General features: G+C 38.7%; 19 protein-coding genes. 4 read left to right on the forward strand and 15 right to left on the reverse strand.

The window, feature by feature from the left end; genetic code table 11:
- The first annotated feature begins 57 nt into the window (after nucleotides 1-57).
- Nucleotides 58-1,566 (forward strand): hypothetical protein, encoded by a 1,509-nt coding sequence (locus NGC85_RS13985; protein WP_254731980.1) that lies wholly within the window; start codon nucleotides 58-60, stop codon nucleotides 1,564-1,566.
- Nucleotides 1,567-1,641: 75 nt separating this feature from the next.
- Here the strand turns inward: NGC85_RS13985 and NGC85_RS13990 are convergent, their stop codons facing one another.
- From NGC85_RS13990 to NGC85_RS14010, 5 genes are all read right to left on the reverse strand, one after another.
- Nucleotides 1,642-3,339: a hypothetical protein gene (locus NGC85_RS13990; RefSeq protein WP_254731981.1), complete on the reverse strand. Its 1,698-nt coding sequence runs from the start codon at nucleotides 3,337-3,339 to the stop codon at nucleotides 1,642-1,644.
- Nucleotides 3,340-3,646: 307 nt separating this feature from the next.
- On the reverse strand, nucleotides 3,647-4,714 hold the full coding sequence (locus tag NGC85_RS13995) for an AraC family transcriptional regulator (protein ID WP_005059498.1): 1,068 nt from the start codon (nucleotides 4,712-4,714) through the stop codon (nucleotides 3,647-3,649).
- Nucleotides 4,715-4,921: 207 nt separating this feature from the next.
- Nucleotides 4,922-5,800 (reverse strand): hypothetical protein, encoded by an 879-nt coding sequence (locus tag NGC85_RS14000; protein WP_254731982.1) that lies wholly within the window; start codon nucleotides 5,798-5,800, stop codon nucleotides 4,922-4,924.
- 284 nt (nucleotides 5,801-6,084) lie between these two features.
- Nucleotides 6,085-7,749, reverse strand: coding sequence for a YadA-like family protein (locus NGC85_RS14005; protein ID WP_254731983.1), 1,665 nt, complete (start codon nucleotides 7,747-7,749; stop codon nucleotides 6,085-6,087).
- A gap of 57 nt (nucleotides 7,750-7,806) precedes the next feature.
- On the reverse strand, nucleotides 7,807-9,366 hold the full coding sequence (locus tag NGC85_RS14010) for a YadA-like family protein (protein ID WP_254731984.1): 1,560 nt from the start codon (nucleotides 9,364-9,366) through the stop codon (nucleotides 7,807-7,809).
- 443 nt (nucleotides 9,367-9,809) lie between these two features.
- Between NGC85_RS14010 and NGC85_RS14015 the strand changes: the two genes are divergently transcribed.
- On the forward strand, nucleotides 9,810-10,160 hold the full coding sequence (locus NGC85_RS14015; protein WP_005059510.1) for an IS630 transposase-related protein: 351 nt from the start codon (nucleotides 9,810-9,812) through the stop codon (nucleotides 10,158-10,160).
- Nucleotides 10,161-10,178: 18 nt separating this feature from the next.
- Here the strand turns inward: NGC85_RS14015 and NGC85_RS14020 are convergent, their stop codons facing one another.
- From NGC85_RS14020 to arsC, 6 genes are all read right to left on the reverse strand, one after another.
- Nucleotides 10,179-11,003 (reverse strand): hypothetical protein, encoded by an 825-nt coding sequence (locus tag NGC85_RS14020; protein WP_005059512.1) that lies wholly within the window; start codon nucleotides 11,001-11,003, stop codon nucleotides 10,179-10,181.
- A 381-nt stretch (nucleotides 11,004-11,384) separates the two neighbouring features.
- Nucleotides 11,385-12,089, reverse strand: coding sequence for an arsenical resistance protein ArsH (gene arsH, locus NGC85_RS14025; RefSeq protein WP_005059514.1), 705 nt, complete (start codon nucleotides 12,087-12,089; stop codon nucleotides 11,385-11,387).
- A gap of 5 nt (nucleotides 12,090-12,094) precedes the next feature.
- Nucleotides 12,095-13,138 (reverse strand): ACR3 family arsenite efflux transporter, encoded by a 1,044-nt coding sequence (gene arsB, locus NGC85_RS14030; RefSeq protein ID WP_005059518.1) that lies wholly within the window; start codon nucleotides 13,136-13,138, stop codon nucleotides 12,095-12,097.
- A 7-nt stretch (nucleotides 13,139-13,145) separates the two neighbouring features.
- The gene (locus tag NGC85_RS14035) at nucleotides 13,146-13,619 is read right to left on the reverse strand and encodes an arsenate reductase ArsC (RefSeq protein WP_005051490.1); all 474 of its coding nucleotides are present in this window, start codon (nucleotides 13,617-13,619) and stop codon (nucleotides 13,146-13,148) included.
- A 6-nt stretch (nucleotides 13,620-13,625) separates the two neighbouring features.
- Nucleotides 13,626-13,946, reverse strand: coding sequence for a metalloregulator ArsR/SmtB family transcription factor (locus NGC85_RS14040; protein WP_254731985.1), 321 nt, complete (start codon nucleotides 13,944-13,946; stop codon nucleotides 13,626-13,628).
- A gap of 58 nt (nucleotides 13,947-14,004) precedes the next feature.
- Nucleotides 14,005-14,430 (reverse strand): arsenate reductase (glutaredoxin), encoded by a 426-nt coding sequence (gene arsC, locus NGC85_RS14045; protein ID WP_254731986.1) that lies wholly within the window; start codon nucleotides 14,428-14,430, stop codon nucleotides 14,005-14,007.
- A gap of 248 nt (nucleotides 14,431-14,678) precedes the next feature.
- On the opposite strand from arsC, the gene NGC85_RS14050 reads away from it, so the two are divergent.
- Complete coding sequence (locus NGC85_RS14050; protein ID WP_254805613.1) at nucleotides 14,679-15,827, forward strand: alpha/beta fold hydrolase; 1,149 nt, start codon at nucleotides 14,679-14,681, stop codon at nucleotides 15,825-15,827.
- A 101-nt stretch (nucleotides 15,828-15,928) separates the two neighbouring features.
- Here NGC85_RS14050 and NGC85_RS14055 read toward each other — a convergent pair whose 3' ends face one another.
- From NGC85_RS14055 to NGC85_RS14070, 4 genes are all read right to left on the reverse strand, one after another.
- Nucleotides 15,929-17,989: a bifunctional diguanylate cyclase/phosphodiesterase gene (locus NGC85_RS14055; RefSeq protein WP_005059526.1), complete on the reverse strand. Its 2,061-nt coding sequence runs from the start codon at nucleotides 17,987-17,989 to the stop codon at nucleotides 15,929-15,931.
- 527 nt (nucleotides 17,990-18,516) lie between these two features.
- A complete protein-coding gene (gene ilvC / locus NGC85_RS14060) occupies nucleotides 18,517-19,533 on the reverse strand; it encodes a ketol-acid reductoisomerase (protein ID WP_004655853.1) in 1,017 nt (338 codons plus the stop codon).
- A gap of 101 nt (nucleotides 19,534-19,634) precedes the next feature.
- Nucleotides 19,635-20,126, reverse strand: coding sequence for an acetolactate synthase small subunit (gene ilvN, locus NGC85_RS14065; RefSeq protein WP_004804329.1), 492 nt, complete (start codon nucleotides 20,124-20,126; stop codon nucleotides 19,635-19,637).
- Entirely contained in the window at nucleotides 20,126-21,850 is a 1,725-nt protein-coding gene (locus NGC85_RS14070; RefSeq protein WP_005051484.1) for an acetolactate synthase 3 large subunit, read from the reverse strand. Before NGC85_RS14070 ends, ilvN begins: the two co-directional genes overlap by 1 nt.
- Before the next feature lie 517 nt (nucleotides 21,851-22,367).
- Here NGC85_RS14070 and NGC85_RS14075 point away from each other — a divergent pair.
- Nucleotides 22,368-22,691: a DUF4124 domain-containing protein gene (locus NGC85_RS14075; RefSeq protein ID WP_254731987.1), complete on the forward strand. Its 324-nt coding sequence runs from the start codon at nucleotides 22,368-22,370 to the stop codon at nucleotides 22,689-22,691.
- Nucleotides 22,692-22,714: the final 23 nt, after the last annotated feature.

Below are 22,714 nucleotides of genomic sequence, written 5' to 3' on the forward strand. Positions count from 1 at the left end.
GAACTTACTAAGATGTGCAAGATAATGAATGAATTTTGAGTAAAGTGGAGCAATCAATTGAGTAAAAAAATACAATTTGACCATGATGGCATACAATTCCCTCTACAGTCTGGGAAAAAATCACCAAGTACTACCCATACTGCTAAACAAATTTTAAAGTCAGCACTACAAAGTGTAGATTCTCGTTACGCTACAAAATTGGCTAGCGAGAAAAACTGGCGAAAAAATTATCCATTTTATTTTCATGAATTGGTCAAGGTCGGGATCGAATCTGTCGATCATCCTGCACGTATTGCACAGCAAGGTTTAGAGACAGCCAAAAGTTTATTTAATTTTAATCGTGCTGAACAAAGTCAAACTTTAACTAGTGCAATGGCAAATATTAAAGATCAGCCTTTTGAGTCTTTTATATTAAAAGGCACAGGTAGCTCAACCATTGAACCTTGGTTTATTCCCTATCATGGAAAAAAATTACAAGGCGAAGCACTATTTCAGCAAATTGATCTTTGGGAACAACAACAAGTCATTGAACCGAGTCATGCCAAGGCGCTCCGCTTACTCAATCAACATCCTGAATGGTTTGATTTATCAAAGCGCACTATGGTGTTGTTCGGTGCAGGTTCTGAAGCAGGTCCTTTAAGTTGGCTAGCAAAATGGCGTGCTAATATTGTAGCGATTGACCTCCCCCATCCAGCCATTTGGGAAAAAATCACCAAAGTGATTGAAAAAGGTAATGCCACCTTAATCGCACCGCAAATGAAGGTCGCTGATAAGCAGCAACTGGGTGCAAATTTACTGACTCAAACGCCAGAGATTGCCAATTGGTTAAACACCTTTTCTGAGACTTTAGACTTGGCAGGTATTGCATATCTAGATGGTGAAAAACATGTCCGTGTTTCGATTGCGATGATCAGTATCATGGAACAAGTGAGTCAACACAAACCTGATAGCAGTATCATGTTTATGCTCACGCCGACCGATATCTATGCCATTCCAAAAGCAGTCGTGCATTCTATACAGGATAAAATTAAACAGCGTCCAATCGTAGAAAAACTGCTCACTAAATCCATTCATAATATTTCTCTTAGCAACTTTTTCAAACCCAATTTGAAACAGTTAATTCAATCAGATAATGGTCAACAATATGGTATTTCCGACTGTATGGTGATTGAACAAGGTCCAAACTACGCCCTCGCGAAGCGATTGCAACAATGGTTCGCTATTTCAACACGTGCGCGTGGTCAGAAGACAGTCATCAATATTGCGCCGTCTACCACAACGCACTCGGTCGTTAAAAATCCAATTCTGAAAGCAGCTTTTTCGGGCGCTGATTTATTTAAGGTTGAAACTTTTAATCCTGAAACGACTAATGCCATTATGGCTGCGCTTTGGATTCATGATCTAAATAACCCAGAGAGCGCGACGAATCCTGATAAACAGTTAGATCATCCATTAGAACTGATTATGGAAAATGCAAATCACGGTGGTTTATGGCATGTACCATATTTGGCAAGAACAGCCCTACCATTCGCAGCCGCATATGGTTGGGTGAGAGAAAAGTTTTAATTTAATACAAACAAATAAGGAGGAAACCTATCGACTTCCTCCTTATAACTTAGACAAAACATTTATATTTCTTCATCAATTCACAGTACTTGGCGCATCCTCTATACCGCTATTCGTGTTATGTGAACAAACAAGTTTTCCTTGCTCGCCAGCCGCTCTCCAAGCGGTATAAGGTCCATCAATTTCTGCTTTAGTATGATTTTGTAAAGCCAAAACACTATCACCAATCGCTAATAACTGTTCTCGCATTAAATTAAAATCAACTGCATCTTTGCCAAATGATGGTGCCCAAAGTGACCAAGGTCCTGAAATTGTCGCCATAGTTGGGATTAAGTTTTTATGTGAAGCATTTCCGATTCCCCCAAAATCACACTGTTTTGGTAAGCGTTTAGCATTAGGTACATCCTGGCCCGTCGATATCATCACCGCAGGTAATTTACGTCTTTGCGCAGCTTCGGTTGCAACTTTCTGCATTAACACATGATCTTCGGGTACAAACCAAGCTTGTGGTTCTGGCTTACCTGAAAATTCTAACGTTCTTCCAACACCACCATCTGTTCGTGGTTTAGCAACGATTTCGCGTGTTCCTAAATGCTCTACTGCAAAAACAAAGCTGACTTTACCTTGTTTATATTCTTGATCGAGTTGTTCCATATATCGAAAGGTTCCCTCTTTCGACATATGTAAATGACCTGTATTGAATGCAAATTCATAGGTTTTCGGGCGGCATTTTAACGGTAGCTTTGCAAAATATTGTGCCATTGCAATCATACCACTTACACCATTTTCTTGTACCAACGTATTTCCATCTGTATTTGCGACAAATACAATTTTTTCATCACTTAAACCCGGCAGAGTAGCAATCAAATTTCGGGTGGTTGTAGTATCTCGTTCAGCCTGAACCACAATTTTTGCTTGAGTATTGCTCGATGCTAAAGCTTTGACTTCAGCAAATTCATCTATACCTAAAAATACTGCTGGAAGTCGATAATGTAATCCGTTGTGCGGATCAAAGTAGTCTTTAACCTGATCTCGAGGTACATCAAAACCTAGAATTAAACCCGCCGCCCCCACTTTCCCAGCCGCAATTAAGTCTTGATTCATTAACTCACCAGCTAGAAAAGGCTTGTCATATCGCTGTGTTTTGAGTTCGTTCAGAGATGAGCTTAAATATTTTGCGAACTGAAATAAAAATGCATAAGGTGGTGCAACCATATTGGCATATACAGGGTCTTGTGACGTTGGAATCGCACGCACAATAATTTTACCTTTATGTTCAGCCGTAATAGGTTGATTGCTTGTGAGAAAAACCAATTCGCCACTGTTGCCAGTTAAAGTTGTACCTAATGAATAAGGAACAGCTCCAGCAATCGGGATCTCTTTTCCATTCACGGACAATTGCCCAGAACGTAATAAACTACGACCTTTACCATTTTCAGCCATTATCATCGGTTGCCAACGCTGAATCTCATATTGATCTGATTTTAGCTGTATACCCGGTATTTTCTTGGCTTCAAGTTCGATCCAATTAATTAACTGTTGGTGCGCTTGACTCCCTGTTGAACGCAATTGCGCCAAGTCAGGGCCGACTTGTACCATTTTTTCTAAAGTTTTAGCGTCCGTAAATTGTTTTTCATCCATAATACTTGGGCAACTGTCTCCAATAACAGGTGGATTAACGACAACCGTATTGCGATCACTTCCACAACCTGTCACTGAACATCCAAGTAACACCAAACCGATATATTGCTGATAAATCTGATTTATTTTCATATTCATTCCCTTTATTTACTCAAACTCAACACATCTTCATGTGACTTACCCGATTATTTAAATCACGAGTTTTGAGTAAAAATATCCATATTCCTACCGAACTAACGTTCTTATTGATCATCAAAATCATGCTAATCCCTACAACACTACAGTGAGTCGCTGTTAGCAACTAGAATTCATTGATGATTCACTAAGTCATCTTTCAAATCCTATAATGAACTCATCATTTAAAAATAACGCTTCTGAGTCACCTCATTTCTAATATGGGACAAACTGAAAAATGGTCTGTTTTAAGCATCCATAAGTTTTAGTCTTCGACCACTTTAGAATTTGCATTTTTACGATATTGAGTTGGTGTTAACTGAGTCTGCAATTTAAACCAAGAAATAAAGGAATGGCTGGTATAAAAGCCTAATGCTTTTGAAATAAATGAAACTGAATGCTGATAACTTTCCAAATAATTGACGGCTAATTCAAAACGAACTTCATCCAGTAGTTTGCTATATGAACTTTCTTCAAGCTGCAACTTCCGACTTAAAGTTCTTACATTAACACCTAATTGTTCTGCAACATTTTCGCGAGACAATCGCTCATGGTGAAGTAATAAATAAATTTGTGCCTTCACTTGTTGTGCAAAATTTTGTTCAACTCGTTGTTGCTCTAATAACTTTGACGCGAATAATCTGACACTGTCATATAAACCTGCATTTCCTGTCTTCAATGTCATGGTTAATGATTTAGGTGACAATAACAAAGCTGTTTCTGCTTGATCAAAATAGACAGGACAACCAAAAAACGTTTCATAATATGCTTGTAATTCGGGCTTCGCCAAAGAGTGCGTAAAGTGAACAGCCTTGAGAATGGAAAACTCTTCATTTCTGACTAAACGAAGTAAACTGAGCCACCACGATAAGTTATATTCATTGGCACAACGGCTAAAAATCGGATCGTTTGATCTGCATTTCCATTTCCAATAAACCACGTCAGATTCTGCTTGTAATGAAATATCACCAATACAGCCAATCAGTGGTTGAAACTCCTTTAATGTTTCAATTGCTTTATTCAAACTAGAAGCCAAAGGTACTAAATGACCTAATACACCATAAGCAGTGGAGTCCATTTTTTGGAAAAAGCTTAAAGCAATTAATGGGTCTTTACAGGTGCGATATGTATAAGCAACCACACTTTCAAAATAATGCAGCGGAATACATTGGTTTGAATCGCCAAGCTGTTCTTCTGTCAGACCGCCCTGTAGCAATAGTTCTTGCCTATTGATTCCAAAAAAACTGGCATGCTCTAAGAAATGATTTACGAGGCCTACGAGTACTCTAGTTGGACTATTCCCATCAACTTTTCTTTGTAAATCAGTAGTCATCCTTATCATCTCATCCTAGATTATCTATTGCCAAATCTTAAGATTTTAAATCCCTGTTTAAAGCTATTTAATTGAAGCAGTCCCCCATATTAAGCTTTATTTAGTCAAACGATCAAAACATAAAATTTCAAAACTGATTTTTTGACTTTTAAAGCATTTGAAAAACAAAAAAGCCATCAATCGATGGCTTTTGAATTTATTGTTTATTTATGGCCCATCACCTAAACCAAAACCGCCAAATATAGGTGATTCGGTATCTTCGTCACCCAAATCAAAACCACCAAAAATTGGCGGAGGATTGCCTGTATCGGTTGGTGGATGGTTGGTAGAGCCTGAATTGTTACCATTTCCAATATTTGTTGATGGTGGAGCGCCATCTTTTGTTGATGGGAATTCATCAAGTAATAACATGGTACTTAATGGGTCACATTGTGTTCTATCTTTTATACTTTCATCATCATAGCTACTACCTAGAGTTTCTGCGTAGAATTTTTTAGAATATTGCGCATGGTAGCTTGCTGTCCAATTTTGTAAAATATTCGGCAAATTAAATGTATAAAAATATGCCCGTGATTCATTGGGTTGATAAACACTCACTGTCTCATCATTTAAACAGTAGTCTGTTTGCGTGGTTTTTGTAGTTTTTGTACCTGTAAGCTGAAAAGCTGCTTTACAACTATTTGTATATTCATATATTGGAGATGAAGTTGTATTTTTGACAATGACTTGAAGTTTAAAACGGATTCGTAATGACTCTTTCATACCCACAAGATCTGTCCGATCTCCCATCATCATTGGAATATGAGGAGCATAATGACGAACAAATTGAATCGTACGTTCAATACCATCACAATTTTGCGTAACAGGATTAGGATATGCAACTGCATATACCACCCCATCCTCTTCCATTCGATCTGGTTTAACATCAGGTTTTGGCAGTGGACTTTCAGTTCCCACTGATAAGCCACCTGTACCTGTTCCCCCTAAACTGACACCAACATTAAAATTGCCATTTTCATCTTCACACCCAGTAAAAACTAAAGTCCCTAATAAAATTAAGCAAAGCTTGGAATGTAAATATGCCATTCATACTGCCCCAATAAACATTGTTATATTGAACAGATGATTTCCTATCATCTGTTTGAATTACCCCACACTATTTTATTTTAACAGATACTTAAACCAACTAAATTGCTCAGATATATCAATCTATCAATTAATTAAGCTGATTCAATCGAAAAAAAGGCTACCCCCATGCTGAAAAAAGGTAACCCAAGAGGAGCTTTAATCTAAGAGCATTTAAGCCAAAACTTTGCCAATCTAAAGCTTAAATGCTCTTATTTTGAATATTCATTCAGACCATGAATCATCTAGAATGAATAACTGATACCAACACGTCCACCGACTTCATTTCCACCAGCGAAACCTACAGCACCGCTCAAAGAAATGCGATTGGCAATAAATGAAGTCACTACACCGACTGAACCTGCAGTTTCACCTTCGTAATGACCAACACCTGCAAATAATGCAACTTGACCTGAACGAATGTTTGGAACAGCTTGTTGTGCTGCTAATGCAATCGCCACACCACGATAAGCACTTTTCTCAATATCATCTAAGCGACGACTTGCTTGATCAAGGCGACCATCTAAGCGATTCACTTCACTGGTACGTGTTGCTGCTTCTACATTTATACGATTTGATAAAGCAAGGTCTGCATCAGCGCGGGCTGCCGCCTCTGCTGCATCCCCCGCGATACGGGCTTGCGCTTCAGCATTAATCGCTGCCGTGCGTGCTGCTTTTTCAGCTGCATCACCTGCAATACGTGCTGTAGCTTCAGCTTCATCACCTGCAACACGCGCTGCTTTTTCAGTTGCGTCTGCCGCAGCACGAAGTTGTGCTTCATTATCAATTGCTGCTGTACGAGCAACCACTTGATCAGCATCTGCCTGCGCTCGTTTTTGAGCTTCATCATTTAATGCATTTTGCAAAGCTGCATCACCCGCTGCACGTGCTGTAGCCTCCGCGGTAATTGCATTGACTGCCGCTGCATCTGCTGCAATACGTTGATCCTTTTCTGTTGTCAGTAAACCATCTGCGTGTGCAATCAATTCAGCACCAGAGGTCAGACTACCAACAGCATCATTGAGCTGAGATACATTAATAGCATCTTGGTCATTCACCCCGTTATTCACCTGCGTAATACGACGAATTGCACCACCAAGTAAACCACCAACACTCACTGTATTTTCATTACCGCCAGCCTGACCTTGTGTGTCAGAACCATAGCCAATCGCAACTGAATTTTTGTCATCGGCAATTGCTGTTCCAACATTTCTCGGATCTGTCATACCACCTGAACCGAGTAATACCACGTCTTCAGCCGTACCAGTTGCATGGCTACCGATCACCACGGAATTCAAACCTGAACCAGAAGATTGAGCGCCTATACGAAGTGTATTTTCACCGCCTGTTTCTGCATTAAAACCGAGCGTCGTTGCATTGTTAGCATTTGCCCATGTTTCGCTACCAATCGCAGTTGCACCATCGCCACCCGTCCAAGCAAGGTGTCCCAAAGAGCTAGCTTGGCTACCATTAACGAGACTGCCACGACCAACCGCTGTTGCATTATCACCGTTAACTGTTTGACTATTACCTACAGCTACACTATCTGTACCTCCTGCTGTAACTGTGGCACCAAGCGCAATACTATTATCTCCATTGGCATTCGCGACACGACCTACAGCAACAGAAGAATCACCAGTGGCATCATTTGCTGACCCAGCAGAAAAACTTCCTGCTCCCATGGCATTGCTGTTATAACCGATCCCAATACTGGTGTTATCAACATCATTAAGTTGACCTAAAATAATACCATTGGCTGAGGGGTCAACATTTGCATAATTTCCTTGTCCCCCCATCGCATTACTGAGACCCGTACCTGTTCCCGTTGGACCTTCCCATACAGGTGCGGCATACGCATGACTTGCCATTAAGGCAACTGCGATTACTGATAATTGAAAAGTTTTTTTCATTACATCATCCTTCTTATTGTGACTAAATCAAACCCAGTGTTAATAACCAAGTACGACTTAGTTCCCTCCGATGACATAAGCGACACCCGCACGACCACCAAATTTTCCGCCATCTGCAACACCAACTGCGCCACTTCCAGAGAAACGATCACTGAACGATGTTACGACGCCGAATGCACCTGCAGCTTCACCCTCGTAATAACCCATACCACCAAAGACTGCGACTTGTCCTGGTTGAATGCTTGGAATGGCTTGTTGAGTTGCTAAAGAGATCGCGATACCACGATTTGCAGTGGTTTCAACATGATCTAAACGGGTATTTAATTGGTCAACACGACGATCTAAACGACTTACTTCTGAAATTCGTGTTGCTGTTTCAGTATCAATGCGATTACCTAAAGCAATGTCTGCATTTGTACGCGCTTGAGCTTCAGCAGCATCACCCGCAATACGCGCATCTTTTTCTGTATTAATCGCTAGAATACGCGCTGCTTTTTCAGCTTCATCACCTGCAATACGCGCAGTCGCTTCAGCTTCATCTCCAGCAATACGTGCTGCTTTTTCAGTTGCATCTGCATTTGCGCGAATTTGAGCTTCATTATTAATTGCAGCAGTACGTGCAACTGTTTCATCTGCATCAGCTTGTGCACGAATTTGTGCTTCGTTATCAATCTTCGCTTGCAAGTCTGCATCACCCGCTTCACGCGCTGTTTTTTCTGCCGCTAATTTATTAGCTTGATCTGCATCACCTGCTTCACGTGCCGCTTTTTCGGTCGTAATTTTATCGTTGATCGCATCAAGGTCTGCTTGGCTTGGTGCAGTATCAACACTCGCAAGCGCATCTTTTAATTGTTTGACATTCACTGCATCATTATCGCCAATACCATCAGCAACCCAAGTCACACGGCGATCACCCATCGCCACAGTATTTTCTTCATCAGCCACAGTGTTGGCACCAATTGCAACTGAGTTTTTTGCCGTTGCTTTTGCTCCATTCCCCAGTGCAATAGCTCCTTCTACACTTGCTTCAGCATTATTACCAATTGCAATTGAGTTCAAACCACTTGCAACTGAATTGCTTCCTGTTGCAATTGCATTATCAGCAGTTGCTTGCGCACCATAACCAAGGCTTGTTGCATACTGACCTGTGGCTTGCGATGTAGAACCGACTGCGGTTGCACCCGTACCATCAACCGTAACAGAGTCTCCAAATGCACTAGCATATTGACCTTTAACATCAATATTTCCACCAACTGCTGTAGCTTGGCTATCATGAATCGTAATATTATTACCCACAGCCGTACCACCAGCACCTGTCACCTCATTATTACTACCCACAGCAACAGCATACTGATCATTGGTCGTATTGTTATTCCCGATGACGGCAGAACCAAAACCGTCTACAGTGTTCCCTGCCCCTCCCACAAAGCCTTCCCCACCGGTTCCGCTGTTTTCCGTACCTACTACTGTTGTATTCGCAGCAGCGTTATTAGTACCAACAACTGTCGTATCTGGTCCAGTCGCAGTATTTCCTGTCCCAATATTTGTTACTGCCGCATATGCATTTGCAGTCAATAATGCCGTTGCAATCACTGATAATTGAAAAGTTTTTTTCATTACGTCGTCCTTTTGAAACTCATTACTTGTTGATAAAAATAGGTTTTTTAACAATATAAAAGTTGAATTTATGTATTCTGTGGTATGCGTCATTAAAATAAATATTTAATGTGTATTATGCACATATTTAAAAAACTAACATATAGTTGTTGGCTGTGCAATAGTTCATAAACTATGACTAAAATTAGATAAAATTAAGATAAACCATTTATTAATTTGAATTATTTTTATAAAATTTATAAAAAATGTTTAGTTTGAAATAAAAAATATTTTTAAATATGTTCAATATGTACATTATTTAATTTTAGTGGTACATTTCTGCCTGTTAACGCTTGAATCGACCAATGAAAAAGTATCAAAAGCCAATGATTTGATAGGAACTTAAATTATTTTTGATACATAACACTGACCAGTTCTTGAAAAGGAAATAGCAAGTAAATTTTATGCGAGCATATTCATTAGATCTTCGAAAGAAAGTCATGGCAGCATACTTACAGACCAAACATAAATCTAAAGTTTGTCAGCAATTTAATATCGCAAGATCCACCTTAGACGAATGGATTTCTTTAGAAAAAAATACAAAAGATCTCAAGCCTTTACCAGCAGTTCGCAATGGTAGACCTTTTACAATCAAAGATTTAAAAAGTTTTGAGGAGTTTGTCGACTCAACGCCTTATAAGCGCATTCAAGATTTACTTGAACCATTTGAGCAAAAATTTGGTTATAAGATTTCGTATTCAATACTTTGGCGAGGTTTAAGTAAAATTGGAAGAATAAAAAAACAGAATAGCTAAACCAATGACTTTAATTGTTTATTGATTATATTGATACACACCTAATCTAAAGCGCTTATTTGCGTCAGCATCACCCTCATCATTTTTACAATAGTCGATTGCTGCTGAAACAATTGCTTTAGACATCAAGTTCCACAGATCTACACTCAGTTGATTTAATTTCTCAATAGACTCTTGACTCAATTCATCTGCAAAAATGGCTTGCTCTAAAAAATTTGTGTTGTTGGTTAAGTTACTTATACCCGCAGACAAATGATCTGAAATGTTTTGTGTAAATAGCTGTTTACTTTCATCGGCTTGTGGATTCGGTGTAAAACTAGAATTTTGTAAAATAACTTGGTCTTCTTCTTCTACAATAATTCCCAAACGCTTTAGTTCTAATAAAATTGACTTAGGATGTTTTTCTGATGAAATTTGCTTCACCAAGCTTTCAAAACTATTTTCCTCACCTTGAAAAGGAATCTGTTGAGGTAGTTTTTGATTGATCCACATCCCCACCACACGCGCTGGAACACTAATCGGTAACTGTAAATTAAATTGATCCACAAGCGTGTATTCACCATAAGTTTGGCAAAAACTTCTTACGTCACGACGATTCAGACCTGCCAATAAACTAATTGCAGAATCCGTTTTCTTTTGTTTGATGGCATCCAACTCTTTGAGAGCTTCGTTATAAAATAAGGCCTTGAGCGCCGTTGTAAACTCGTTATAACCGATACCCGACTTAATGAGCCAATGGATTAATTGAGGCATAATACTGACAACATGCTCTAAAGTCGTTTCAGTATCGTGAGACAAGATTGCCTCATCTGAAACAACTAAAGCTGATGTGTCTTTACTCATGCAAACTCCATTATCAAACACAATATAAAATTAACCTTTCACGAATTGTTTTAATCTCTCATCTTATTCTAGACGAATTTAGATCAATTGAGCGTCAGGATTGTAGCCTTTTTTTAATAAAACTATTAAGTTTTTTACCTTGGAATAAAATCACATTAAATAAAACAATTATTTTTCAAAAACATAGTTAATAATTAATTATTCAACACGTCTTGAAAATATATTTTTAATAAAATAAACCTTCATTTCTAATTATTTAATTTTATTTCAATGGTTCAATAATATTTTCTGATTGCCGATCATGACGGAAATCATTCCATAAAAAAACCTAGTAATTTCAACTAGGTTTAAGTCATTCATCTAAAAATTGTTTTTTTCATTTTATAAAGCACGCTGATTCACACGTTTAGATAACTCTTCAGCAGATTCTTTGCGCTCTGAATAACGATCTGTGAGGTACTGACTTTGTCCACGAGTGAGCAAGGTGAACTTATATAACTCCTCCATCACATCAACAATTCGATCATAAAATGCAGAAGCTTTCATTTTGCCATCTTCATCAAATTCTAAAAAAGCTTTTGGAATAGAGGATTGATTTGGAATCGTGATCATGCGCATCCAACGACCTAAAATACGCATTTGATTAACACTATTAAAAGATTGCGAACCACCACTCACTTGCATCAATGCCAACGTTTTTCCTTGCGTCGCTCGAATCGCGCCGCCAGCCAATGGAATCCAATCAATCTGCGATTTAAAAATTGAACTCATTGAACCATGACGTTCAGGTGAGCACCACACCATACCCTCTGACCACGCCAACAGTTCATGTAGCTCGTTGACTTTTGGATGTTGCATATCTGCATCTTCAGGTAAAGGCAAACCTTTAGGATGAAAGATTTTCACTTCAGCACCAAACTGTTCCAAAATACGCCCAGCTTCCATCACCGCCAATCGGCTGTATGAACGCTCACGGTTTGAACCATAGAGCAATAAAATACGCGGTGGATGATCTAAGGCTTTTGCCTGAACTTTTTCTAAACTTGGTTGATCGAGAAGATTCATATCTACATTTGGGAGAGTCATAGAAATTACACCTCTGCTTTAAAAAACTTTTTTCTGAGCCATAAGGACACACTCACTAAAGCGATCAAAACAGGTACTTCAACCAGTGGACCTATTACCGTGGTAAAAGCGACTGGTGAAGCTAAACCAAAAGTTGCAATCGCGACAGCAAGTGCCAATTCAAAGTTATTCCCCGCAGCAGTAAAAGAGATTGCTGCTGTCTTCGGATAATCATTGCCCATCCATTTGCTCATAAAGAAGCTAATAAAGAACATCAAGACAAAGTAAATTGTTAAAGGAATTGCGATACGCAGAACATCCATTGGCAGGCTTACAACGTCACCACCTTTGAGACTAAACATCGCCACAATCGTGAATAACAAAGCCAACAAACTCAGTGGACTGATCTTAGGTAAGAAGATATTTTGATACCAATCTAAACCTTTAGCTCGAACCAGAATGAATCGACTCATAAAGCCAAGGAAAAATGGAATACCTAAATAGATCAATACCGCATGGGTAATCGTCCAAAAATCGACATTGATCACTTGCCCAGCAACGCCAAAATACGGCGGTAAGAAGGTCAGGAATAACCAAGCATAGGTACTAAAGAATAGAATCTGGAAAATACTGTTAAATGCCACCAATGCCGCAACATATTGGTTATCACCACAGGCTAGGCCATTCCAGACTAAAACCATCGCAATACAGCGCGCCAAACCGATCAGGATTACGCCTGTCATGTATTCGGGATAACTCTGCAAAAATATAATCGCCAATGCAAACATCAAAACAGGTGCAATAAGCCAGTTCTGTACCAAAGACAAAGTTAAGGTTTTTTTGTCTTTAAACACTTGTGGTAGCGTAGCATAGTCCACTTTTGCCAAAGGTGGATACATCATCAAAATCAGGCCAATCGCAATCGGGATATTGACTGAATCCACACTCATTTTATCTAATGCCACTGAGGCTTGGGGAAAGAACACACCGATTGCAATCCCCAACGCCATGGCAATAAAAATCCATAGCGTGAGGTTACGATCTAAAAAAGATAATCTTTGTTGAGCCATGATGATCTCATTCAATATGCGAAATTTGATTGATCGCTGCAATCAACTCAGGACGAGACATATGTGCTGTATCGAGTGCAAATAAAGCATCTAAACGGCGGTTGATATGATCGACTGTCACTTGAAAAGCTTTGAGCTTTTCTTCTTTCGGCAAATCTAAATGTGATGGATCAGCCAAGCCCCAATGTGCTTTGATCGCACCACCCAAATAAAGTGGACACGCTTCCTGAGCTGCTGAATCACAAACAGTAATCACCACGTCAGGTTGATATTGTTCGCAGTCATCAATGGTTTTACTCCACAAGCCATCAGTTGAAAGACCAAGATTTTCTAGAGTTTCTATGGTCAACGGATGCACTTGTCCTGACGGCTTACTACCAGCACTGTATGCCTTCCAACCTTCAGGCGCACGACTGTTAAAAAGCACTTCAGATAAAATGCTACGGCAACTATTTCCAGTACATAAAAAAAGGAATTTCATTATTTTTTACTCACAATAACTTTTAATTTGTAGGGTTTGGCAATCTTGATTAATTAGAGGATGATGTCTGATCAATGTTGTTAAAATGTCATGGCACCATGTCGGCAACTCAGGATGAATGCTGTAATACACCCATTGGCTTTGTCTTCGATCTTGAAGTAATCCAGATGAACGTAATAATGCTAGGTGACGAGAAATTTTGGGTTGGCTCAACTGCAATTTTTCAGTTAAATCGCATACGCAAAGCTCTTTATTTTCAGCAACTAGGGCTACAATACTGAGACGTGTTTCATCAGATAAACATTTAAAAAAATTGACTTGATCCATAGTTGCGCCTTATCTCATTATTTGGATATACAGATAATCAAATATAACAGTTAAATTTTTATTTCAGTCGTTGCCCATTTTCATCAATCACTTTCTCACCATCTTCTTTGGCAAAAGCACCCTGTTGCGCTAATGGTAAAATCTCTAAAACAAGTTCAGATGGACGGCTTAATCGAGTACCAAGATCGGTTACTACAAATGGTCGATTAATCAAAATCGGATGTTCAAGCATAAATGCAAGCAACTGCTCATCTGTCCAATCCTCACGATCTAATGCTAAATCACGATAAGGAGCAACATTCTGACGAATCGCTTGTCTTACAGTTAATTTTGCATCCTGAATCAATTTAACTAATTCGTCATGCGTCGGTGGTGTAATGAGGTATTCAACAATGATGGGCTCAATACCCGTATTCCGAATGAGTGCCAAGGTATTTCGTGAGGTGCCACATTCTGGATTGTGATAAATCTTAATTTTGCTCATTTTCTAGTAACTATCATTAAACATATATCACTTTATATATGAAAAAACATATATATGCAATATCATATATAGTGCATTTATTCAGTCTCACAAATAAGATTAAAAAAACCGCTAATTGATAGCGATATGAAACACTGTTATTAACAAATTGATCATTTTGGAAAGTAAGTTAAGCAGTTGAGTCACTGAGCTTATCAGTGTTTTCTTCTAAGATGCCGCTACAGAATGCAACCTTAGAGTTTTATCCGATGACTCAATTGCCAAAAGTGAAACAGACCTTGCTCAAATCTAAAACTGCCCAAAAAGTGTTGAATAGCCGAAAGAGTCAACGAACTCGGCATGTATTTTCAAATGCGGCAGATCGTATTTTGAGAGGTGGTCAACTTGCTTTGTCAGGTAAAACACCTTTTGATGTGATCTATGAACGTGAAATTATCAGCTTACGTCACTATAAAGATGATAGCATTGAAGTGCCGCAGAAGCCTCGTACACCATTGGTCATTGTTCCACCTCTTGCTGCTAACATGCTGATTTTCGATTTATTTCCAACACGTAGTCTTGTGCGTTATTTTCTATCTCAAGGCTTTGAGGTGTATTTAATAGATTGGGGAACGCCAAGTCTTCACCAAGCAAAATATAATCTTGGTACCTATGTCAAAATATTTATGCCAGATTTTATTGATAAAATTCGAGCACATAGTGGTCAACAACAATTATCTTTGTTTGGTTGGAGTTTAGGTGGCGTGTTATCGCTATGCTATACCTCATTATTCAAAGACCAAGATATTAAAAATTTAATTATTTTAGCTTCGCCGATCAATACGCATAAATCAGGTTATATGGGGAGGTTTTATCAACGCCTGACATTGCCTGCACAGTGGGTTCGAAACAATACCAAATTCCGTATTAATCAAATTCCAAGTCGGGTTTTTCATGTTCATGGCTGGCAGAATACGCTTGGATTTAAATTAACAGATCCTATTGGAAATTTAAAAAATTATTGGCAATTATTCAAAAACTTAGATGATCGTCAATTTATTATTAATCATGCAACTTCAAGTTCATTTGTCGATAATATGCTTGCATATCCTGGCGGCGTGATGCGAGATATTATTTTGCGTTTTTGGATTGATAATGAGCTTTCAACTGGTAGTGTTAAATTTGGCGACCAAACTGCAAATCTAAAAGATATTCAGTGCTCAGTGCTCGCGATTGGTGGAGATACTGACATCATAGTCACCTCCGAAGCAGTAAGACCATTAATGGATTTGATTAGTAGTACAGACAAGCAATTTAAAATTGTTTCAGGCGGACATATGGGATTGGTTTCTGGCAGCCAAGCACCACAAGCAGTTTGGCCAGTGATTAATCAATGGTTAACAGAGCGCTCTCTTTAATTGGTAAAATCACTTTGGAAAGCACATCTCTATTTTATTCAGAAAGAGATGTGCAATATATGCACATAAACTACTCAATATCATTCAGTTAGGCTGAGCTATTATGCAAAATGATGGCGGCTTAACACTAAACTTTCCACGTTGACAGGCGTTCCCAACAAATAGCCTTGCAATTGATTACATCCCAAATTAGTTAGAATATCTGCTTGTTGTTGCGTCTCTACCCCTTCAGCCGTAACGATCAAACCTAATTTTGCGGCAAGATGAATAATACTTTCTAAGATCGCCTCCTCTTTGGAGTTTGGCTGTAAATCAATTAAGAAACCTCGGTCAATTTTAAGTTCATCCACAGGTAAATCTTTCAAATATAAGAAACTCGAATAGCCTGTACCAAAGTCATCAATCGCGATACGTATCCCTAATTTGCGCAAGCGCTCCAAAGTACGAATACTTGAATCAATGTGATGCATGGCAGTGGATTCAGTAATTTCTAAAATAAGGTTGTGAGGTTTAATTTGATATTTTTCTAATAATTGTTGTAGGACATCGAAGAGTTTCTTATTTTCAAATTGCAGAGCAGATAGATTAACGGCAATTGGATAAAATGGACTATGACTCAACTCCCATTTTTGGATCTGCTGACACGCCTGCTCAAGTGCCCAATATCCCATTGGGATGATTAAACCCGTTTTTTCAGCCCCCTCAATAAACATTTGCGGTGTTAAAAGCCCTAGACTCGGATGCTTCCATCGAATTAATGCCTCTACGCCACAGACTTCATAATTTGAGGTAAATTTTGGCTGATAGAATAGTACGAACTGCTGCTCTTCAACTGCTTTATATAAGTCATTAATCAATTTAGACTGACTTCGTACATCCTGCTGATTGTTTACTGAATGAAAAACTGTGTAAGTATTACGACCTTGATCTTTGGAAGCAAGCATTGCAATATCAGCATTAATCAATAAATCCTGTACATTAGTTCCATGCTCAGGATACATTGCTATTCCAAGACTGGCTGAAATGTTAATTTCTTTTGCAGCAATTAAATATGTTTCTTGAATAAAATGTAGCACTTCCTCAGCAAGCTTCATTGCTTCATTTACATCTGTATTCTCAGATAATAATACAAATTCATCACCGCCGATTCTAAACAACTTATGGCTTGAACTTAACTTATCATGCAAACGATTTGCCATTTGAATCAAAAGTTGATCACCAACATGGTGTCCAAAAGCATCATTTACCGATTTAAATCGATCTAAATCTATATATAAAAAAGCAGCTTTTTGATCGTTTAAACGATGATGGGTAAATATGACTTCAGAACTTTCAGTTAAGTGCAAACGGTTAGGTAATTTGGTTAATGAATCATGTAAAGACTGAGAAGCTAATTCCTTATTTATCTTGGTGAGTTGCTGATTACGTTCTTCCAATCTGGCTTCCAAGATGGCTACAGCAAAGCCAGCAACAAAGACTAAGCTGGTAATAAAAATAATGGTAAATAACAAAACGCTTTGTTCAGTCTGTGCTTGGCTTAAAACTCTTGCAATACTCTCATCAAAGTATGTCGCTGCCATTCCAGTATAATGCATCCCAACGATGCTAAACGCCATGAGGATTGCAACAATTGCTTTTAATGTTGTTCGATACTTCACGGCTGTTTTGTACTTGAAAACAAATAGGAAACTTAGGCCAGAACCACTAATCGCAATCAAAACAGAACAGATCACCAATAGAGGATCGTAATGCATTTGATGGTGTTGAACGGATAATGCAAGCATTCCAGTATAATGCATACCAGAAATACCAAAGCCCATAAATACTGCACCTAATATTAAGCGAGGTATAGGCAAAGTCGGTCTTGTCGTTAACCAAACAGCAAAAATAGATGCGATCGCACCAACCATATAAGACAGTACGGTTAAACTAAAATCAAAATGATAGCCTTCCGGCAAGTGGCTAGCCAGCATCCCCACAAAGTGCATTGACCATATCGCTAATCCTAAGATTAAACCACTCGTAAACAAGATGCTTTTTTCAAACTTTTTATAAGCGGCTTTGAAAACGAGTTCTTCCATCGAAACTGCAGCATAACATGTCGCTACTGCAACCAGAATGGAAACGATGACCAATGTGCTATCGTAATCAACGTGTACCATAAAGGACTTCCATGATTATTCAGTACTTTTTTTTATTTGCTGAGCGAATAGCCCAAAATCAGAACGATCCTTCACACTCAAAAAAGATACAAATCGTAAATTCATAAACTTTCCTTAACAATAACATCATCTAGCATAAGGTCAAGTCTTTTTCACTTTATAAATCAATAGAATAAAAACATATAATCATTTCAAACCAATGAAAAGTCTTGTTTTTTTTATCTCAATTTTTTACCGAAAGACTAATTTATTTTTGCCAGCTAATTTTTAGTTTTTAATCGCGTAATTTTCGTTCGTTTTTTAAATCAACTGCACGATAAAAGAATGCAGCAATTTTGTTGTTTTATTTCCGCTATAACTACTTTAATAGACATAGATATAACATATATATAATATGCTTTTTTAATTTCGATATTGTTATAACTCTGTTATTGAAACTAAAGCTCAAAACTTAACGAGTTTTTCTTATAATTTAACTAATAAAAAACCCTTGTAGAAACAAGGGTTTTTAAAGATTAAACTAAAACTTAGTTTTTCTCTTTATCTACGATTTTGTTCGCTTGAATCCAAGGCATCATCGCACGTAACTTGTTACCTGTTACTTCGATACCATGAGCAGCGTTTTGACGGCGACGAGCAGTCATAGATGGGTAGTTTAACGCACCTTCTTGAATGAACATTTTTGCATATTCACCAGATTGGATACGTTTTAATGCATTGCGCATTGCTTCACGAGACTGTTCATTGATGACTTCAGTACCAGTCACATATTCACCGTACTCAGCGTTGTTAGAAACTGAGTAGTTCATGTCCGCGATACCGCCTTCGAACATCAAGTCAACGATTAACTTAAGTTCGTGTAAGCATTCGAAATACGCCATTTCTGGTGCATAACCAGCTTCAACCAAAGTTTCGAAGCCCATTTTAACCAATTCAACCGCACCACCGCAAAGAACTGCTTGCTCACCGAATAAGTCAGTTTCAGTTTCTTCACGGAAAGAAGTTTCGATGATACCCGTACGACCACCACCTACACCTGAAGCGTAAGAAAGAGCTACGTTACGTGCATTACCAGAAGCATCTTGGTGAATTGCGATTAAGTCAGGAACACCTGAACCACGTTGATATTCAGAACGTACAGTGTGACCTGGTGCTTTTGGAGCAACCATAATTACGTCTAAGTCTTTACGTGGAACAACTTGGTTATAAAGAATTGAGAAACCATGCGCAAATGCCAAAGTCGCGCCTTCTTTAATATTCGGCTCAATTACATCACGATAAAGTTGAGATTGAAACTCATCAGGAGTCAAAATCATAACTAAGTCAGCTTGAGCAACTGCAGCAGGAACTTCTGATACTTTAAGACCAGAATTTTCAGCTTTTTTCCATGAAGTAGAACCAGCACGTAAACCAACAGTTACGTCTACACCTGAATCTTTCAAGTTAAGTGCGTGAGCATGACCTTGTGAACCATAACCAATAATTGCAACTTTCTTGCCTTGGATGATTGATAAGTCACAGTCTTTATCGTAAAAAATTTGCATCTGTTTTCTCCGCTAAAATTTTGTCATTTCCCTTGTTGTACAAGGACAGATCTTTTTAACCCTCAATTCTTGCATGTCTATAGGAAGAATTGAGGAGGTTATTAAATAGTTAGAACTTTTTCACCACGCGCAATGCCGGATACACCAGAACGCACAACTTCAAGAATCGTATTTTCAGCTAAAGCATCAATAAAACCATCAATCTTGTCAGTGGTTCCTGCAATTTGAATCGTATATGTGGTTGGTGTCACATCAACAATTTGCGCTCGGAAGATGTCTGCGGTGCGCTTAATTTCAGCACGAGCAGCACCTAAAGCTTTGACTTTGATCAACATCAATTCACGTTCAATATGTGAACCTTCTGAAAGATCAACCACTTTAACCACTTCAACTAATTTGTTGAGTTGTTTGGTGATTTGTTCAATTTTATGATCATCACCATAAGTGGTAAGCGTCAAACGAGATAAGGTTTCATCTTCAGTTGGTGCAACATTGAGTGTTTCAATGTTGTAATTACGTTGAGAGAATAATCCCACCAAACGAGAAAGCGCACCTGCTTCATTTTCAACGAGTACAGAAATAATGTGTCTCATTATGTACGCTCCCCTTTGCCTAACCACATATCTTTCATCGATTGCCCAGCAATCAACATTGGATACACATGCTCTGTACGATCAACCATGACATTAATGAAAACACACTTATCATTAATCGCCATTGCTTCAGCAAGTTTAGATTCCAACTCATCTGCATGATTAATTTGAATGCCTACATGACCATAAGCTTCCATTAATTTTGCAAAATCAGGTAATGAATCTACATAAGAACTTGAATGACGTCCTTCATAATTCATATCTTGCCACTGCTTCACCATGCCTAAAGCTTGGTTATTTAAGCAAAGAATTTTCACATTCAAGCCATATTGCTTACATGTTGATAATTCCTGGATACACATCTGGATTGATGCTTCTCCTGTGATACACACTACTTGTTGGTCTGGGAATGCAAGCTTCGCTGCCATTGCATACGGTAAACCCACACCCATCGTGCCTAGACCACCAGAGTTAATCCATTGGCGTGGACGTTTGTATTTATAGTAGTTTGCACCAAACATTTGGTGCTGACCTACGTCAGAGGTAATAATCGCTTCACCATTGGTTACACGATCAAGCGCTTCAACCACTTGTTGTGGTTTCATTTCACCATTTTGAGCAGGTTCATAGCGTAAACCATGAACTTTACGCCATTCGTTAATCTGAGACCACCAATCAGCAATCGCTTCTGGATTTGGTTTAGAAACATTCATCTGCTTCAACTGAGCTAACATTTCTTGAAGAACTGGTTCAACAGCACCCACAATTGGAATGTGCGCCATGATCGTCTTAGAGATTGTTGCTGGGTCTACATCAATATGAATCACTTTCGCATTGAGACAGAATTTTGCAGGGTTATTAGTCACGCGGTCATCAAAACGCGCACCAATTGCCAAAATCACGTCAGCATTATGCATTGCCATATTGGCTTCATAAGTACCATGCATCCCTAACATACCCACGAATTGTGGATCATTACCAGGGAAAGCACCTAAACCCATCAAGGTGTTGGTGACTGGATAGCCTAATAAATGTGCAAGTTCAGTCAATAAAGCGGATGCATTACCTTGAACAACACCACCGCCCGTATAAATCATTGGGCGTTTTGCAGTAATGAGTTCATCAATCGCTTTGCGGATTTGACCAGAATGACCACGAGAAGGCGGCTGATATGAGCGCATCTTCACTTTTTCAGGATATTCGTAAGCAAATTTTTCGGCTGGATTGGTTGCATCTTTTGGAATATCAATAACCACTGGACCTGGACGGCCAGAAGACGCGATATAAAATGCTTTCTTAATAATTGCAGGAATTTCGCTCGCGTGACGCACTTGGAAACTATGCTTTACGATTGGACGAGAAATACCAACCATATCCGTTTCTTGGAATGCATCCTCTCCAATCAAATGGCTTGCAACCTGACCAGACAAAATCACCATTGGGATTGAGTCCATATAGGCTGTAGCAATTGGAGTGACGGTATTGGTTGCGCCAGGCCCAGAAGTGACCAGTACAACACCTGTCTTACCCGTTACGCGTGAGTATGCATCTGCCATGTGACCAGCAGCTTGCTCATGACGTACGAGGTAATGGTTGATTTTGTCTTGTTGAAATAGCGCATCATAAATATGTAATACAGCGCCGCCTGGATACCCAAAAACATGCTCTACGCCTTCGTCCGCAAGCGCACGAACGAGCATTTCACCACCAGATAAAAGTTCCAACGTGATTCACCCTAGTATTTTGCACAATTTATGGGAGACATAAATTGTGTTTCATTCATTAACTTTTGCACTTCTTATAACTGTGCGTATTCTACTCGTTTTTGCTGCAATAGGAAAAATTTTCTGAGACTCATCAGCCGTATAAACTTGATGACATCTCGAATCAAAATATGCTGGGATAAGCAAATTTCAAAACAGCATTCTCTCGGCTAGAAAGAATGTCCATTGCAAGCCATGACATTTATTCGAAGGGTGATCAAATAAACACATATAAAACTTGAGAAAGCATTCTTGTTTCTTTCATAAGCAAAGTCAAGAACTAAGAAAAGGTTTTTAACGAATATTTTTTGGCTGTTGTTTTTTTAAACACATTTCACAAAATATTTTAGTCATTTTTACCGCCCTTTTGTCCAAAACCTATTTTCTTTTTAGGTAAAACTAGGCATCGTAATTTACTTATTTTAATCAAGATAGATTGAAAGATAGAATAGGTAAAATTCTCTTGGGGAGATCAAATATGAAAACATTTTACTTAATAACAGCGTTAACACTATTAGCTTTTTCAAATTCAACATTTGCTCAACAATACTACAAATGGGTGGATAAAAATGGTTCGACACATTACACCACGACCCCACCACCTAAAGGTGCAAAACGTTTAGATAAAGTTTCGACTTATGGTGCAAGTCAGCCTACACAATCTCAAACGACAACAGCATCAAATCAAGCAGAACAGGCAGCTCAAGAAGCATCTCGTGCAGCAAGTGCAGCGACTGAAACGGCGGCAAGAAACTCGTCAACACCTCAATCTGAGTCAAGCTCATCCCATTCAGATCGCTAAAATACATTAAGTATATAAAACCA

It is taken from the genome of Acinetobacter sp. Z1 (assembly GCF_024296945.1).
Taxonomy (GTDB): domain Bacteria; phylum Pseudomonadota; class Gammaproteobacteria; order Pseudomonadales; family Moraxellaceae; genus Acinetobacter; species Acinetobacter beijerinckii.

What these genes read in the sequence shown, in the direction of transcription:
- NGC85_RS13990 (WP_254731981.1), bottom strand. Translation starts at nt 3,339, where the DNA reads ATGAAAATAAATCAGATTTATCAGCAATATATCGGTTTGGTGTTACTT.
- NGC85_RS13995 (WP_005059498.1), bottom strand. Translation starts at nt 4,714, where the DNA reads ATGACTACTGATTTACAAAGAAAAGTTGATGGGAATAGTCCAACTAGA.
- NGC85_RS14000 (WP_254731982.1), bottom strand. Translation starts at nt 5,800, where the DNA reads ATGGCATATTTACATTCCAAGCTTTGCTTAATTTTATTAGGGACTTTA.
- NGC85_RS14005 (WP_254731983.1), bottom strand. Translation starts at nt 7,749, where the DNA reads ATGAAAAAAACTTTTCAATTATCAGTAATCGCAGTTGCCTTAATGGCA.
- NGC85_RS14010 (WP_254731984.1), bottom strand. Translation starts at nt 9,366, where the DNA reads ATGAAAAAAACTTTTCAATTATCAGTGATTGCAACGGCATTATTGACT.
- NGC85_RS14015 (WP_005059510.1), top strand. Translation starts at nt 9,810, where the DNA reads ATGCGAGCATATTCATTAGATCTTCGAAAGAAAGTCATGGCAGCATAC.
- NGC85_RS14020 (WP_005059512.1), bottom strand. Translation starts at nt 11,003, where the DNA reads ATGAGTAAAGACACATCAGCTTTAGTTGTTTCAGATGAGGCAATCTTG.
- arsH (WP_005059514.1), bottom strand. Translation starts at nt 12,089, where the DNA reads ATGACTCTCCCAAATGTAGATATGAATCTTCTCGATCAACCAAGTTTA.
- arsB (WP_005059518.1), bottom strand. Translation starts at nt 13,138, where the DNA reads ATGGCTCAACAAAGATTATCTTTTTTAGATCGTAACCTCACGCTATGG.
- NGC85_RS14035 (WP_005051490.1), bottom strand. Translation starts at nt 13,619, where the DNA reads ATGAAATTCCTTTTTTTATGTACTGGAAATAGTTGCCGTAGCATTTTA.
- NGC85_RS14040 (WP_254731985.1), bottom strand. Translation starts at nt 13,946, where the DNA reads ATGGATCAAGTCAATTTTTTTAAATGTTTATCTGATGAAACACGTCTC.
- arsC (WP_254731986.1), bottom strand. Translation starts at nt 14,430, where the DNA reads ATGAGCAAAATTAAGATTTATCACAATCCAGAATGTGGCACCTCACGA.
- NGC85_RS14050 (WP_254805613.1), top strand. Translation starts at nt 14,679, where the DNA reads ATGACTCAATTGCCAAAAGTGAAACAGACCTTGCTCAAATCTAAAACT.
- NGC85_RS14055 (WP_005059526.1), bottom strand. Translation starts at nt 17,989, where the DNA reads ATGGTACACGTTGATTACGATAGCACATTGGTCATCGTTTCCATTCTG.
- ilvC (WP_004655853.1), bottom strand. Translation starts at nt 19,533, where the DNA reads ATGCAAATTTTTTACGATAAAGACTGTGACTTATCAATCATCCAAGGC.
- ilvN (WP_004804329.1), bottom strand. Translation starts at nt 20,126, where the DNA reads ATGAGACACATTATTTCTGTACTCGTTGAAAATGAAGCAGGTGCGCTT.
- NGC85_RS14075 (WP_254731987.1), top strand. Translation starts at nt 22,368, where the DNA reads ATGAAAACATTTTACTTAATAACAGCGTTAACACTATTAGCTTTTTCA.